This window comes from Rhizobium sp. BK251, assembly GCF_004345245.1.
Classification (GTDB): Bacteria; Pseudomonadota; Alphaproteobacteria; order Rhizobiales; family Rhizobiaceae; genus Rhizobium.
Genome location: NZ_SLUQ01000002.1, coordinates 401,563 through 416,521, shown reverse-complemented (window position 1 = coordinate 416,521; position 14,959 = coordinate 401,563). Strand labels below are relative to the sequence as shown.

Sequence of the window (14,959 nt, the reverse complement as noted above, 5' to 3'; positions counted from 1 at the left end):
CACGGAAGTGCCATCACTCCGTAATTGCTCTTGGGTCCCCTCGCGCTGCAAACTATAGACCTGTCACCGGGTAGGGACAAGGCGACAGGGACCTTCGCGATGGACACGCCGGCCTGCCATTTGGTAGTCTTTGCGAACCGGGAGGTTGGCTGATGATACGCCGGCGGGCAGCGATCTTGGATGCGGATGTCGTCGGCTACAGTCGCCTTATGGGTTTCGACGAGGCGGGCACCTTCGCCGCGTTGAAAGCGCACCGCAGGGAGCTTCTTTTCCCCGAAATCGCCAAGCACAACGGCAGGGTCTTCAAGCTCGTAGGCGATGGCACCGTGGCGGAATTCGTCGCCGCCGCCGATGCGGTCGCATGTGCGATGGCGATCCAGCATGTGATGGCGACGCGCAACGAGGCAATAGACGCCAGCCGGCGGATGGTGTTCCGCATCGGCGTGCACTTCGGCGACGTAACGGTCGAGGACGAAGACCTCTTCGGTGAAGGCGTGGACGTCGCCGGCCGCCTCCAGCGGATCGGTCCGCCCGGCGGGATCTGCCTCTCGCAGCAGGTGCATGACGAGCTTGTGGCCGCCGGGATCGAAATCGATGCAACGGACCTCGGATGCTCCACCTTCGCGGACGTACCGAATCCGGTGGGAATCTGGGCGTGGTCACCTACCGGTGATGTCGTCGCAAATCCGACCCCCACGCCCGAACCAACCCTGCCATCGAGCCGCGGGCGGCCGTCGATTGCGATCCTGCCCTTCATCAACATGTCGAATGATCCTGAACAGGAGCATTTTGCGGACGGCTTCACCGAGGAACTGACCGCGACACTTGCGCGCTGCCGCTGGCTCGTCGTCGCCTCGCGAAACTCTTCCTTCACATACAAAGGCAAGCCCTTCGACATGCGTCAAATCGCAAGGGAGCTCGAGGTCAGGTACCTGATCGAAGGCAGCATCAGGCGATCCGGCAACCGCATTCGCATCACCGCCCAGTTGCTTGCGGGCGCCGACGGCGACCTTCTCTGGGCCGAGCGATATGACCGGATGCTGGACGATGTCTTCAAGGTGCAGGACGAGATCGCCACGCAGATAACGGGCACCGTCGAGCCCGAACTGGGTGTCATCGAATTTGCCGCGTTGAGAGGGCGGACGTCCTCCGATCTCGATGCCTGGGACATCTACCTGAAAGGCCTCTGGCACCTCTACAACTTCAAGCTGGAAGACCTCAAGATTGCCAAGCAACTGCTCGAACAGGCGATCGCCATGGATCCCTCCTTCGTGCAGGCCCATGCCCGGCTGGCCTATGTGCATATTCAGCTCGGCTGGTATGGGCCGCTCGAGGAACGTGCCGCAAGGCTCGCCGATGCGTTCAAGCTTTCGGAGCGCGCGATTGCGCTCGACGACCGCGAGCCGGCGGCCTTTCTGGCGCTCGGACGCGCCTTCGCGCTCAGCGGGCGGCCCGAAAGGGGAATAGAGCACCTGCGCCACGCGCTGAGCCTCGATTCAAGCTTCGCACAGGCTCACTTCGGACTGGGCCAGGCGCTGTGCTACATCGAACGGCAGGAAGAGGGTATTCCGGAAATCCTCGAGGCCTTTCGCCTGAGCCCCTGCGATCCCCACCTCTGGACCTTCTGCAACATGCTCGCGATCGCCCACTACCAGGCCGGCCGCATGGACGAGGCCGCCAAGGCCGCACGCACGGGGCTGCAGCAGCCGAACGTCACCTTCTGGCCGGCCATGGTTCTCGTGGCCGTGCTTGGAAGCCAGGGCAAGACGGCGGAGGCGCGGCAGGCAGTTAAAGAGCTTCAACGCTTCCGGCCGGGCCTGACCAGCAGGAGCGCACGCAAGGAATTCTATTTCGGTCAAAACTCCGCCATGCCGGAGCACTTCATCAACCGCTTCGTCGTCGACCTGCTAAAAGGCGGGCTTCCGGAATGAAGCGCAGGGCCGGATCGCCCTGCCAGACTGCCGACAAACCTCTTGTGGTTCGGCACACCGTGTTTCTCCGTCATTCCGGCCTTGAGCCGGAATCCAGGCCGCCGCACCTCTGCGCGGCGAAAGAGTCTTTCTCGATCGAGGGCTCGATCGCGCTGGATACCGGCACGAGGCCGGTATGGTGGTGGCGGGTATTTTGCCGCTTTCAAAGCGATCAATCGCGTTGGCGGCTTCGTCAGCAGTCTGGCAGGCCGTGGCCGCCCTGCCCTTGCCGTCGGCTAGTTGCTACTTCTTCTCGGCGTGGCCGCCGAACTCGCTGCGCATCGCCGAGAGAATCTTGTTGGCGAAATCCGCATTGCCGCGCGAGCTGAAGCGCTCCTGCAGCGCGGCGCTCAGGACCGGCGTCGGCACGCCCTCATCGATTGCCGCAATCGCCGTCCAGCGCCCCTCGCCCGAATCCGAGACGCGCCCGGCGAACTTCTGCAGCCCCGGATCCTCGTAGAGCGCGTCGGCCGTGAGATCCAGGAGCCACGAGCTGATGACGCTGCCGCGCCGCCAGACCTCGGTCACCTCCGGGAGGTCGAATTCATACTGGTAATGTTCCGGATGCAGGAGCGGTGCGGTCTCAGCATCGACCGCATGCGTCTGTGCACCGATATTGGCGTTCCTGAGGATGTTGAGGCCTTCGGCATAGGCCGCCATCATGCCGTATTCGATGCCGTTGTGGACCATCTTCACGAAGTGGCCTGCGCCGTGGTTTCCGCAATGGAGATAGCCGAGCTCGGCAGTGCTATCGCGGGCATTCTCGACGCGGCTCTGCGTGCGCGGAATGCTACCCATGCCTGGTGCAAGTGCTGCAAACAGCGGCGAAAGATGCTGGACGGTTTCCTTCTCGCCGCCAATCATCAGGCAATAGCCGCGCTCGAGACCGAAGACGCCACCGCTCGTGCCGACATCGACATAGTGCAGGCCCTTCGGCTTCAATTCGCCGGCGCGCCGGATATCGTCGTGATAGTAGGAGTTGCCGCCATCGATGAGAATATCGCCCTTTTCGAGCAGGGGAACGAGCTTGGCAAGTACGGGATCGACGACGGCGGCCGGCAGCATCAGCCATATCGCCCGCGGCCGTGCCAGGAGCGAGACGAACTCCTCGAGCGAGGTGCTGCCCTTGGCGCCCTGGGTCTGCAGATCCGCCATGCTTTCCGGACGCGTGTCATAGACCACGCAATCATGGCCGTGCTTCATCAGCCGCTGCACCATGTTGTTGCCCATGCGTCCCAAGCCGATCATACCAAGCTGCATGTCAATTCTCCCTGAGGTCCACGACGGTTGCCGTCCGGTTTCCGAAAGCATCTCGCTGCAAGGTAGGCGGGCGGGGCGCGGCGCGCAAGCGAGGGATGAAGGGCATGCCACGTATGCGCTTACACACCAGGAGAGCTGCGCAACGCCGTATGACCAGGACCGGATCCGGAACATCAAAAGCATCACTCAACGATACGCCGGTAGCAGCGGGCCCAGGTTTAGCTACTCGAAGATTCCGCGACTCCTCCATTTACTCTTGGGAAGGGGGCCTCGGACCTTAAATGCGAAAGATAAAACCTTCATCGCATCAGAATCGACTTCACATCTAAAACTCAGGTCGTACCAGCCCAGTCTGTCGAGAAACGCTCCGCTGTTCACCTGGAGGACGGTTCCACTTTGCAGTCGATAAGCGGGCATTCTCACGGGATCGTAGGCCGGAGACGCATGCCTGAGCTGCTCTTGCAATTCACTACCGCAAAGCTCGTCAAAGCGGACACTTCGCGGCAAATTGCCCATAGCGGTCATTGCGACGGGATCATCGGTTACAGCCCTCGAAAAAAGCGTCTTTGCTTCGGTCAGTTCGCCCGGTTCCATAGGCTTTGCAGATACTGATGCTTCCTTAGAATCTGGCTTCGTTTGCTTGGGCGGCTCTGCCAGCTCAAAGGTCGTCTTGGCGTCATTCGCCGTTTGCGCCGCCAATCCATCTTTTCCCAGAGCGGCACCGGCCGTTTCGACTTCCGGCACCTTGACATCCTGCGGCACCGGGTTCGCCGGTGGCTCCTTCACCGTCCCCGCCGTTCCTATAGGCGGCGGAGGCGCTGGTGGCTCCGGCGCTGCGTGGGGCTTTGGCGCGCTCGTGGCGGGCCTTGCCTCACCCTGCGACGAGTTGCCGCCATCGGCCTTCTCAGGGCCGGTGTCTTTTTCGCCGAACTGGAAGACTCGCCGCAGCGCCGGGATCGACGGCGGTGGAGGCGGCTCCTTCTTCGCCTGCTCTTCCTTCTTCTCCGCCGGTGGAGGCGGCGGCGGTGGCGCGGGCCCTTCCTTCTTCGCCTGCTCTTCCGGCTTCTTTTCTTCCGGTTTCGGCGGCTCGGGCTTCTTTTCCTCCGGCGGCGGCACGAGCTGGACGTTGACGGTCTCTTCCTTCTCCGCCTTCGGCAGGTCCGGCAATTCGAGGAAGAAGGCCGCGAAAAAGGCGAGATGCAGCGCGACCGAGGCGACGAGGCCCCAGTTGATCCCTTCCCGCATCTCGGCAATCTTTTTCCAGTTCACGGAACGATGCTCTCCGACCATCTACCGATGTGGCCTTTTAAAAGCCTGCCATCAAGTCACAAAGATGAAAAATGCACAGCCAACCGAATGCACTGGCGCCGGCAAGAAAAAACCCGGCCAGCGTGGCTGACCGGGCTTCAACTTCAATGGCGTCTCGACGCGTCAGCTGTCCAGGAAGCTCCTGAGCTTTCTGGAACGGCTCGGATGCTTCAGCTTCCTGAGCGCCTTCGCCTCGATCTGACGAATACGCTCGCGGGTGACCGAGAACTGCTGGCCGACTTCCTCGAGCGTATGGTCCGTGTTCATGCCGATGCCGAAGCGCATGCGCAGCACGCGTTCTTCGCGCGGCGTCAGCGAGGCCAGAACGCGGGTTGTCGTCTCGCGCAGGTTCGCCTGGATGGCGGCGTCGATCGGCAGCAGCGCGTTCTTGTCCTCGATGAAATCACCGAGATGCGAATCTTCTTCGTCACCAACAGGGGTTTCGAGCGAGATCGGCTCCTTGGCAATCTTCAGGACCTTGCGGACCTTTTCGAGCGGCATGGCCAGCTTTTCGGCCAGTTCTTCCGGCGTCGGCTCGCGGCCGATCTCGTGCAGCATCTGGCGCGAGGTACGGACGATCTTGTTGATCGTCTCGATCATGTGCACCGGAATACGGATCGTACGGGCCTGGTCGGCGATCGAACGGGTGATCGCCTGCCTGATCCACCATGTGGCATAGGTCGAGAACTTGTAGCCGCGGCGGTATTCGAACTTGTCGACCGCCTTCATCAGGCCGATGTTGCCTTCCTGGATCAGGTCGAGGAACTGCAGGCCGCGGTTCGTGTACTTCTTGGCGATGGAGATGACGAGACGAAGGTTCGCTTCGACCATTTCCTTCTTGGCGATGCGCGCTTCGCGCTCGCCCTTCTGCACCATGTGCACGATACGGCGGAATTCAGAGATCGAGATGCCGGTTTCCGTTGCGAGATTCTGGATCTCCTGGCGAATGTCGCGGATCGTCGTGTTCTCGTTCTTGGCGAATTCCTTCCAGCCGCGGGCGGCAAGGTTGCCGATCGACTTCATCCAGTTCGGATCGAGCTCGGCGCCCTGGTACTGCTCGAGGAACGAATCGCGCTTGACGCCATAGGATTCGGCAAGGCGCAGCAGGCGGCCTTCGTTCTGCACGAGGCGCTTGTTGATGTCATAGAGCTGCTCGACGAGTGCATCGATGCGGTTCTGGTTGAGCGACAGCGACTTGACCGCCTTGATGAGTTCGTCCTTGAGCTCCTTGTAGCGGCGCTCCTGGGCGGACGACAGCGTGCCGGAAGCCGACAGGCGCTGCTCGACCTGCTGGTCCTGCAGCTTGCGCAGCTTCTTGTAGGTCTCGGCGATCAGGTCGAGCGTTTCCATGACCTGCGGCCGCAGTTCGGCTTCCATGGCCGCCAGCGACAGGTTGGATTCGTCCTCGTCCTCTTCCTCCTCTTCCGGAGGCAGGCCTTCGCCGCCGACATCGGTGATGTCATCGTCGCCGGTGCGTGCCCGGCGCGTCTTTTCCTTCTCCTCGGCAGCCTTGCGGTCGGCCTCGATCTTCTCGGGGCTCTGGAACTGGGGGGCGGCCTTGGCCTCGGGGCCGGAGTAGGTCGTTTCGAGGTCGATGATCTCGCGCAGCAGCGTCGTGCCTTCGTTGAGCTCGTCGCGCCAGATGATCAGTGCCTGGAAGGTCAGCGGGCTCTCACAGAGACCCGCGATCATCGTCTCGCGGCCGGCCTCGATGCGCTTGGCAATGGCGATTTCGCCTTCGCGGGAGAGCAGCTCGACCGAGCCCATCTCGCGCAGGTACATGCGCACGGGGTCGTCGGTGCGGTCGGTCGGCTCTTTCTTCTTGGCGGTCGCAAGTGCGGTACCGCTCGACGGCGCAAGCTCGCCGCCCTCGCCCTCCTCGTCGCCGCCGGCGTCGTCGTCATCGCCGCCAGCCATGCCGGCTTCTTCAGCTTCTTCGTCTTCCACGACGTTGATGCCCATGTCGGAAAGCATCGCCATCGTGTCTTCGATCTGCTCGGAAGTCACCTCTTCCGACGGCAGGACGGCGTTGAGCTCGTCCATGGTCACATAGCCGCGCTTCTTGGCGGCCTTGATCATCTTCTTGACCGCGTCATCCGAAAGGTCGAGAAGCGGACCATCGGCTGCGCCGTCGCGTTCGACTTCTGCTTCTTCGTTTTCTTTGACCTTGGTTGCCATCTATATCGTCGCTTTCCCTGACGCTTGGAATTTGCTGAGGTGAACGGACCGTCTAGGCCGGGCGCCTGTGCGCCTGCCGCAAATCACCTGAACCTACCTAACGGAATGACCTCTAATGCCTTATTAACCACGATCGCCGGCATTCGACAGCAGCGCTGGATCGCATTTGAAATTCCGGCCATGGTTTTAAGTGATCCGCCTTGACCCAGTTCACCGTTTCGATTCAAACGGTGATTCCCACAATTTTTCTTCCCGTCAAGCTTTTCCAGCAAAAAAAGCCGAGAAATCCCGGAAAAGGCCTTTTCCACAGGCCTTCACCGGGGAACAATTGCCCTCCTAATTTAGGAGCGGGCTTTCGATTGACAAGGGCGGCCGGGTGATACGGCCGATCTTTGTTCAATTGTGGCGCGAATTGGGGTTACATCCAATCCATCACTACCTTGCCGGAATTGCCGGAGCGCATCGCCTCGAAACCGTCGCGGAACTCGTCGATCTTGATGCGATGGGTGATGACCGGCGCAAGATCGAGCCCGCCCTGCACGAAGGCGATCATCTTGTACCAGGTCTCGAACATCTCGCGGCCGTAGATGCCCTTGAGATTGAGCATCTTGAAGATGACCTTGTTCCAGTCGATCTCAAAGCCGGCCGGCGCGATGCCGAGGATGGCGATCTTGCCACCATTGTTCATCTTGTCGATCATGTCGCGGAAGGCAGGCGCCGCGCCTGACATCTCCAGCCCGACGTCGAAGCCCTCGGTCATGCCGATCGCCTTCATGACATCGGCGAGATTTTCCTTCGAGGCATCGACGACGTAGTCGATGCCGAGTTCGCGAGCGAGCTCCAGCCGCTTCGGATTGATGTCGGTGATGACGACCTTGCGGGCGCCGGAGCGCTTTGCGACCAGGGCGCCCATGATGCCGATCGGGCCGGCGCCGGTGACGAGCACGTCCTCACCGACGAGATCGAAGGAGAGCGCGGTATGCACGGCGTTGCCGAAGGGGTCGAAGATCGCGGCGATCTCATCCGGGATGTCGTCCGGGATCGGCACGACGTTCGATTCCGGAATGCAGAGGAACTCGCCGAAGGAGCCCGGCCGGTTGACGCCGACGCCGAGTGTATTGCGGCACAGATGACCGCGGCCGGCGCGACAGTTGCGGCATTTGCCGCAGACGATGTGCCCCTCGCCGGAGACGCGTTCGCCGACCTTGTATTTGGTGACCGCTGAACCGATCTCGGCAATCTCGCCGCAGAATTCATGGCCGACGACCATCGGCACGGGGATGGTCTTCTGCGCCCATTGGTCCCAGTTCCAGATATGAACGTCCGTTCCGCAGATCGCCGACTTCTTTACCCGGATGAGCACGTCGTTCGGGCCAACCTCGGGGACGGGCACATTCTCCATCCAGAGACCGACCTCCGGCTTCGATTTGACGAGCGCCTTCATCATGTTGGACATGATATTATTCCTTCAAGCCTTTCAAATTACGCCAAGTTCACGGCCGGCTTCCGCAAAGGCGGCAATCGTCCGCTCCACATCTGCCCGGGAATGCGCAGCCGACATCTGCGTGCGGATGCGCGCCTGCCCCTTCGGTACAACGGGGAAAGAGAAGCCGATGACATAGACGCCCTTCTTGAGCATGAGCGCCGCCATGTCCTGCGCCAACTTCGCATCGCCGAGCATGACCGGAATGATCGGGTGCCCCTCGCCGGCCAGCGTGAAGCCGAGCTTCGTCATTTCGGTGCGGAAGAGGCTCGCATTGGCGGAAAGCCGCTCGCGTAGCGCGTCGCCGTTTTCGATGAGGTCGAAGACCTTCAGCGAAGCGGACGCGATGACTGGGGCCAGGGTGTTCGAGAAGAGGTAGGGACGCGAACGCTGGCGCAGCCATTCGACAACCTCGGCCTTTGCCGATGTGTACCCGCCGGAGGCACCGCCGAGCGCCTTGCCGAGCGTGCCCGTAATGATGTCGACGCGGCCCTCAACGCCGCAATACTCGGCCGAGCCGCGACCATGCTTGCCGACGAAGCCGACCGCATGGCTGTCGTCCACCATGACCATCGCGCCGTATTTCTCGGCGAGATCGCAGACGCCCTGGAGATTGGCGATGATGCCATCCATCGAGAACACGCCGTCGGTGGCGATCAACTTGAAACGGCTGCCTTCGGCCTTCTTCAGCTCTTCTTCCAGCGCCGCCATGTCGTTGTTGGCGTAGCGGAAGCGCTTCGCCTTCGACAGCCGCACGCCGTCGATGATCGACGCGTGGTTCAGCGCGTCGGAGATGATTGCGTCCTCCTCGCCGAGCAGCGTCTCGAAGAGACCGCCATTTGCATCGAAGCAGGAGGAATAGAGGATCGTGTCTTCCATGCCGAGGAAGGAGGAAATGCGGGCCTCGAGCTGCTTGTGCTCCTCCTGCGTGCCGCAGATGAAGCGGACGGATGCCATGCCGTAACCGTAGCGGTCGAGCGCCTTCTTGCCGGCTTCGGCGAGCTCTTCGTTGTCGGCGAGGCCGAGATAGTTGTTGGCACAGAAATTGAGAACCCGTTCGCCGGAGGCGATGGCGATCTCGCCGGCCTGCTTCGAGGTGATGACGCGCTCGGACTTGTAAAGGCCGGCCTCCTTGAGAGCGGCGAGTTCCGTGCGCATGTGCGACAGAAATGGCGAGGTCATTGGCGGCCCTTCTCTTGTTCTTTCCCGTTGGCTCGTCGAGTTATCACATCGCCATTGGCTTGTCTTGCCCGCTTGGGGCCAGCCTTGCGTCGCAATCAGAAAGACAGCGGGCCGGCGGCTCGGCCGCAACCACCTCAACCCCGGCACTGCGTCCAATCGGGCTCAAACGAAGGCATGAGATCTATGTAGGTATCGTGTCGACGTCGTTCTACTCGAGGCTCAGGCGCGCTTCATTCCCATGAGGTGCTGCGGCCTAGTCGTCGTGGGCCAGGATGATATCGAGAAACGCGTCTCCGTAGCGCTCCAGTTTCGCCTGGCCGACGCCGGATATGCCGAGCAGTTCCTTGCGGCTGCGTGGCCGCTCGCTTGCAAAGGCGATCAGCGTCGTATCAGGGAAGACGACATAGGGCGGCACGCCGAGGGATCTTGCAATCGCTGTGCGTTCGGCACGAAGCGCTTCGAACAGCGTGCCGTCGGCGCCGGAAAGGCCCGACCGTCGCTCCGAACGCTCGGTCTTCTTCGTCCGCCGCTCCGAGCGCGTCGGGTCCTTGCGGAAGAAAACCTGCCGCTCATGCTTGAAGACCGCACGCGCCTCCGGTTCCAGCTTCAAGGCACCGAAGGCATCATGATCGACGCGAATAAGCCCCATGGCGAGGAGCTGGCGGCAGACGGACTGCCAGGTGCGGGCGGGAATATCCTTGCCGGCACCGAAGACGGGCATCGTCGTATGGCCGAAGCGCTCCGTTTTCTCGTTGGCGTTACCGACGAGCACATCGATGACGTGGCCGGTGCCGAAGCGCTCTCCCGTGCGATAGATGGCGGCAAGCGCCTTGATCGCAGCGTCCGTGCCGTCCCAGGTTTCCACCGGCTTCTGGCAGGTATCGCAGTTGCCGCAACCGCCGCCATGCGCTTCGCCGAAATGCGCGAGAATCGCCTGGCGTCGGCATGACGCGGTTTCGCAGATGGCAAGCAGCGCGTTGAGCTTGGTGCGCTCGATACGCTTTATGTCTTCCGGCGAGTTACCCTCGTCGATCATCCGCCGCCGCTGGATGACGTCGGCCATGCCGTAGGCCATCCAGACCTCAGACGGCAGGCCATCGCGCCCGGCGCGGCCGGTCTCCTGATAGTAGGCTTCGACGGAACCCGGCAGGTCGAGATGGGCGACATAGCGGACGTTCGGCTTGTCGATGCCCATGCCGAAAGCGACGGTCGCCACGAGGCACAATTCGTCCTCCTTCAGGAAGGCATCCTGGTTGGCGTCGCGCACGGCCCGGTCCATGCCGGCGTGGTAGGCGAGCGCGCGGATCCCCTGCCCGTTCAGCCATTCCGCCGTGTCCTCGACCTTCGCGCGCGACAGGCAGTAGACGATGCCGCTGTTGCCCTTGTGACCCGAGAGAAAGCGCAAGAGCTGCTGGCGCGGCTGGTCACGCTCGACGATCTCGTAGGCGATGTTCGGCCGGTCGAAGCTGGTGGTGAAAACCCTGCCCCGACCGAGCGCCAGCCGCTCGATGATGTCTTCGCGCGTGTGGGGATCGGCCGTTGCCGTCAGGGCAATGCGCGGCACGTCCGGATAGAGCTCGGCCAGCCTGCCGAGCTCGCGGTACTCCGGGCGGAAGTCGTGGCCCCACTGCGACACGCAATGGGCCTCGTCTATGGCAAAGAGGGCAATCCTCGCATTGCCGATCGTTTCGCGAAAGCCGTCCGTGGCGATCCGTTCGGGCGTTACATAAAGGAGATCCAGTTCGCCTCCGGCCAGTGCACGGCGCACATTGACGAACTCCTCGCGCGTCAATGACGAGTTGAGAGCGGCCGCCCGGATGCCGAGTTGCTTCAAGGCTTCCACCTGGTCGCGCATCAGCGCGATGAGCGGCGAGACAACGATGCCGACGCCTTCACGGCAGAGCGCGGGAACCTGGAAGCAGAGGGACTTTCCGGCGCCGGTCGGAAAAAGCACGACGGCATCGCCACCAGCGACGACATGCTCCACCACCTGTTGTTGCTTGCCTCGAAAAGCGGGAAAGCCGTAGACGTTCTTGAGCACATCGAGCGGCTCCAGGCTCGATTGCCGCTGGCCGAAAAGCGTCTCCGCGGCCGAAAACCTTGCGCCATCGCGCTCCGTCAGCGACATCAGCTCTTCGCCGCTCCCTTGATCCGGCCGGACATGATGCCGAAACCATCGATAATCGCTTCCTGGTTTTCGAGACGCAGGCCTTCGAGGTGCACCTGCTGCAAGGCGAGCATCAGTTGCTCCACACGCTCGCTGTCGCCCTCCTCCGTAACTTCGGCAATCTCGCGCTCAAGTTCCACCTTCTGCCAGCGCAGCGCCTTGGTGCGTTTGTGCAGCGCAAGCGCCTGGCGGTATCCTTCGCGGGCATCCTCCATGGCCGCCTCCTCGGTCGCAGTCCAAAGGCGCGCATTGCGGATCTGCTGGTCGAGCCCTTTGAGGAGGGCCGCAAAGCCTTGCTGCTCGAGCCGCTCGAGAAGGTGCGCGCCCGTCAGATGCGGAGCGGCGGTCGCCGCCGCCGTGCCGAGCATTGCCGACCAGAGTCGCTGCAGCTCGCGGCTCTCGTAGTCGATCGCGGCAATCTCGTCATAATCGTCCTGCAGCAGCTGTGGATGGTTGACGACGGTAAGCGCCAGTACGCTCTCGCGCAGCGGCGGCATCTCCTGGTGACCCTTGATCATGCCGGAACGCACCAGCCGGTCGGACGCGGCAGGCGGGCGAGACGATTTACGGGCGCCCTGGCCTTCGCTGCGGGAGCCGAATGATCGCCCACCGTTGCGCTCGAAGCCACCACCCTGGGCATTGCGGCTTGCAAACTGCGGCTGGAAGAAAGCGTTCAGGCGGTCTCGAATATCCTGCTGGTAGTGACGACGCACATTCTCGTCCGCGATGACGCCGACCATTTGTTTCAGCCGCGCTTCCAGCTCGGCGCGGGCTTCCGGCGTGTCGAACTTGCCCGTGTTGATTTCCCGATCCCAGAGCATCTCCGAAAGTGGCTTGGCCTGTGCAAGCACCTTGTCGAACGGCGCACGGCCCTCGTGGCGAACGAGGTCATCAGGATCCTTGCCGTCCGGCAACAACGCGAAGCGCACCGACCGGCCGGGCTTCAGATGCGGCAAGGCCAGGTCGGCGCCGCGGTTGGCCGCGCGGATGCCGGCGCCGTCTCCATCGAAGCAGAGCACCGGCTGCGGCGTCATCTTCCAGAGCAGTTCCAGCTGATCCTCGGTGAGCGCCGTACCAAGCGGCGCGACCGCGTTTTCCACGCCCGCCTGGTTCAAGGCGATCACGTCCATATAGCCTTCCACGGCGATGATGGTGCCGGCGCCGTCGGCACCCTGGATGGCACGGCGCGCCCTAGCGAAATTGTAGAGCACGCGCCCTTTGTGAAAGAGCTCGGTCTCGTTGGAATTGAGGTATTTTGCCGGCGCATCGGGCGACATGGCCCGGCCCCCGAAGGCAATCACCTTTTCCCGGGACGACAGGATCGGAAACATGATGCGATCGCGGAACCGGTCATAGGAGACGGGCACGTTCTCGTGCACTACCAAGCCGCAGGCCTCGATCTGTTCCTTGGTGACGCCCTTGCCGGCCAGGAACTCCTTGAGCGCATTGCGGCTCTCCGGCGCATAGCCCAGCCGGAAGGTTTCGATCGTCCGGCCGGTCAGGCCGCGATCGCGCAGATAGGCCCTTGCCCGTGCACCGTTCGCCGTCTGCAATTGGTCCTGGAAGAACTTCGTCGCCATCTCCATGACGTCGATGAGCGAGCCTCGCTCCTTCTCGCGCCTTTCCATCTGCGGATCGGCGACAGGCATCGCGACGCCCGCCATGTCAGCGATCTGCTGCACTGCTTCGGGAAAGTTCAGGCCCTCGAGATCAGTCAGGAAACGGAAGTGGTCTCCGGTGACCCCGCAGCCGAAGCAATGATAGCGTCCCTTCCGGTCCTCGCAGTGGAAGCTCGGGGATTTCTCGCCGTGAAACGGGCAGCATGCCCAGTAGTCGCCGCGCGAGACATTGGTCTTGCGTCGATCCCACGTCACGCGACGGCCGATCACATCGGATATCGGAACGCGGTCGCGGATCTCGTCGAGAAACGTATTGGAAAATCGCATGGAAACCTCTGGCTCGTCCCATATAAGCAGGATGGCGGGCCATTGCCACGACACTTATGCGTCGCGCCCGCTATTCACAGGGTCTCGTATTGGACTGGAAGCCGCAGCGTCGTCGCAGGCAAGGGCGAGGCAGCGCCACGATGTCGAAAATGGCCGCGACTCCTCGTCGCAGTGCCGGCAATTAAACCGTGTCCAATTCAATTGGATGGTGGCGTATTTACGGCGAATCCCTGCTACCAAAAATTATATTTTTGTAATTTGAACCGGCCTGTCCGCGGCCATATTCTGACTGCGATGATGATCCCCGAGCGAGGCACCATCCCTACCCCCGGCGCCGCCTCGCAAGGGTGCCTTTGCATCAAGGAGCCTGATTTGGGCTCGGCCCTGCGTCATCAGGTGACGGCAAAGTGCAAGAAGGCAGGAGCGCCCCCAGCTCCTGCCTTCTTATCTGTCGGGCCCGGCGCAATTATTGGGCCGTCTCATCACGAATATTTCAGCATCTTTTGATAGAATTTTATTGACAGCATATTAGCTGACGGCGATTGATTTGGTCTAATCTCCGGAAGCATTCATGCCGCTCAGCGCCGAAGACCTTGTTTCAAACAGCATCTTCCCGACAGCCGTCATTCGCTGCGCAACTGAACTCATCGAGATTTATAGCGAGAATCCCCGCATGGCGTCCGTTTTTGCCGCGCGGCAGCGTTGGCTGATGGCCCAGGCCGGCATCGCGCTCTATCACGGGCATCCGGACGGCCTCCAGGCGGCTCTCTATTCCGAGCGTTTCGTTGACTTCGTAGTCGAGCACCGGATCGCAAGCCGCAACACCGCCGCGGCCTTCATGAGGGAGATGCTGACCTACCGGTTCCTGCGCCTCGTCCCTGATCTCGCCAATCGTCGCACGCGCCTGGTGGAACCCACCAGCATGGCGAAGGACCACATATGGCGCTGGCTTCACCTACATCTCCAAGTACTCGACCATCTCGATGGAAAGGACCGAAGCGATAGGCTTTCGGCCGATCCGGCCGCCTTCGAGCACATCCAGCCACGGATTGCGCTCCGGATCCTCAACAGTGCATCTATCAGGAACCCCGGCGAAACCTTCGACATATTCAACTCCGCCAATTCCGGCGGCGTCGTGATGGACTATCTGATCTCACAGATCGACAGCCTAGACCCGGCAGCCGACAAGGTCCTGATCGGGCGCATCTCGCTGCGCGAGATACACCAGCAGTTCCTGATCTCGAACACGCATCTGAAACGGCTGGTGAGCCATGCCTCGAAGCTCGGGAGCCTCGGCTGGACAGAGGCTCCAGGCAGAAGCAGCATGTGGATTTCGCGCGGCTTCATCGCCGAATACCTGCACTACCAGGCTGAGAAGCTCGCAATCATAGATGCGGCGGTGGAAGCAGTCTTCACGGAGCGGGAAGCGATAGAAGCGGCCGCGCAGATGCAGGCATGCTGAAGC

Annotated in this window: 9 protein-coding genes; 2 read left to right on the top strand and 7 right to left on the bottom strand. The window is 61.9% G+C overall.

Annotated elements, in window-relative coordinates; all coding sequences use genetic code 11:
- The first annotated feature begins 152 nt into the window (after nt 1-152).
- Complete coding sequence (locus tag EV286_RS05885; RefSeq protein WP_165932786.1) at nt 153-1,931, top strand: tetratricopeptide repeat protein; 1,779 nt, start codon at nt 153-155, stop codon at nt 1,929-1,931.
- Between the two features lie 282 nt (nt 1,932-2,213).
- Here EV286_RS05885 and gnd read toward each other — a convergent pair whose 3' ends face one another.
- The 7 genes from gnd to dnaG all read right to left on the bottom strand — a co-directional run bounded on the left by gnd (nt 2,214) and on the right by dnaG (nt 13,494).
- Complete coding sequence (gene gnd / locus EV286_RS05880) at nt 2,214-3,230, bottom strand: phosphogluconate dehydrogenase (NAD(+)-dependent, decarboxylating) (protein ID WP_132956080.1); 1,017 nt, start codon at nt 3,228-3,230, stop codon at nt 2,214-2,216.
- Nucleotides 3,231-3,452: 222 nt separating this feature from the next.
- The gene (locus tag EV286_RS05875) at nt 3,453-4,499 is read right to left on the bottom strand and encodes a DUF930 domain-containing protein (RefSeq protein WP_245500616.1); all 1,047 of its coding nucleotides are present in this window, start codon (nt 4,497-4,499) and stop codon (nt 3,453-3,455) included.
- Nucleotides 4,500-4,661: 162 nt separating this feature from the next.
- A complete protein-coding gene (rpoD, locus tag EV286_RS05870; RefSeq protein WP_132956079.1) occupies nt 4,662-6,716 on the bottom strand; it encodes an RNA polymerase sigma factor RpoD in 2,055 nt (684 codons plus the stop codon).
- 418 nt (nt 6,717-7,134) lie between these two features.
- Nucleotides 7,135-8,172 carry an L-threonine 3-dehydrogenase gene (tdh, locus tag EV286_RS05865; protein ID WP_132956078.1) on the bottom strand — a complete coding sequence of 346 codons (1,038 nt, stop codon included), beginning with the start codon at nt 8,170-8,172 and terminating at the stop codon, nt 7,135-7,137.
- Between the two features lie 21 nt (nt 8,173-8,193).
- Nucleotides 8,194-9,381, bottom strand: a complete 1,188-nt coding sequence (locus tag EV286_RS05860; protein WP_132956077.1) for a glycine C-acetyltransferase — start codon at nt 9,379-9,381, stop codon at nt 8,194-8,196.
- Nucleotides 9,382-9,634: 253 nt separating this feature from the next.
- The gene (gene recQ / locus EV286_RS05855; protein ID WP_132956076.1) at nt 9,635-11,509 is read right to left on the bottom strand and encodes a DNA helicase RecQ; all 1,875 of its coding nucleotides are present in this window, start codon (nt 11,507-11,509) and stop codon (nt 9,635-9,637) included.
- Entirely contained in the window at nt 11,509-13,494 is a 1,986-nt protein-coding gene (dnaG, locus tag EV286_RS05850) for a DNA primase (RefSeq protein ID WP_132956075.1), read from the bottom strand. The genes recQ and dnaG overlap by 1 nt, the downstream gene beginning before the upstream one ends.
- 571 nt (nt 13,495-14,065) lie before the next feature.
- On the opposite strand from dnaG, the gene EV286_RS05840 reads away from it, so the two are divergent.
- A complete protein-coding gene (locus EV286_RS05840) occupies nt 14,066-14,956 on the top strand; it encodes a hypothetical protein (protein ID WP_132956074.1) in 891 nt (296 codons plus the stop codon).
- The last annotated feature ends 3 nt before the right edge of the window (nt 14,957-14,959 follow it).

What these genes read in the sequence shown, in the direction of transcription:
- EV286_RS05860 (WP_132956077.1), bottom strand. Translation starts at nt 9,381, where the DNA reads ATGACCTCGCCATTTCTGTCGCACATGCGCACGGAACTCGCCGCTCTC.
- rpoD (WP_132956079.1), bottom strand. Translation starts at nt 6,716, where the DNA reads ATGGCAACCAAGGTCAAAGAAAACGAAGAAGCAGAAGTCGAACGCGAC.
- tdh (WP_132956078.1), bottom strand. Translation starts at nt 8,172, where the DNA reads ATGTCCAACATGATGAAGGCGCTCGTCAAATCGAAGCCGGAGGTCGGT.
- EV286_RS05840 (WP_132956074.1), top strand. Translation starts at nt 14,066, where the DNA reads ATGCCGCTCAGCGCCGAAGACCTTGTTTCAAACAGCATCTTCCCGACA.
- dnaG (WP_132956075.1), bottom strand. Translation starts at nt 13,494, where the DNA reads ATGCGATTTTCCAATACGTTTCTCGACGAGATCCGCGACCGCGTTCCG.
- EV286_RS05885 (WP_165932786.1), top strand. Translation starts at nt 153, where the DNA reads ATGATACGCCGGCGGGCAGCGATCTTGGATGCGGATGTCGTCGGCTAC.
- recQ (WP_132956076.1), bottom strand. Translation starts at nt 11,509, where the DNA reads ATGTCGCTGACGGAGCGCGATGGCGCAAGGTTTTCGGCCGCGGAGACG.
- gnd (WP_132956080.1), bottom strand. Translation starts at nt 3,230, where the DNA reads ATGCAGCTTGGTATGATCGGCTTGGGACGCATGGGCAACAACATGGTG.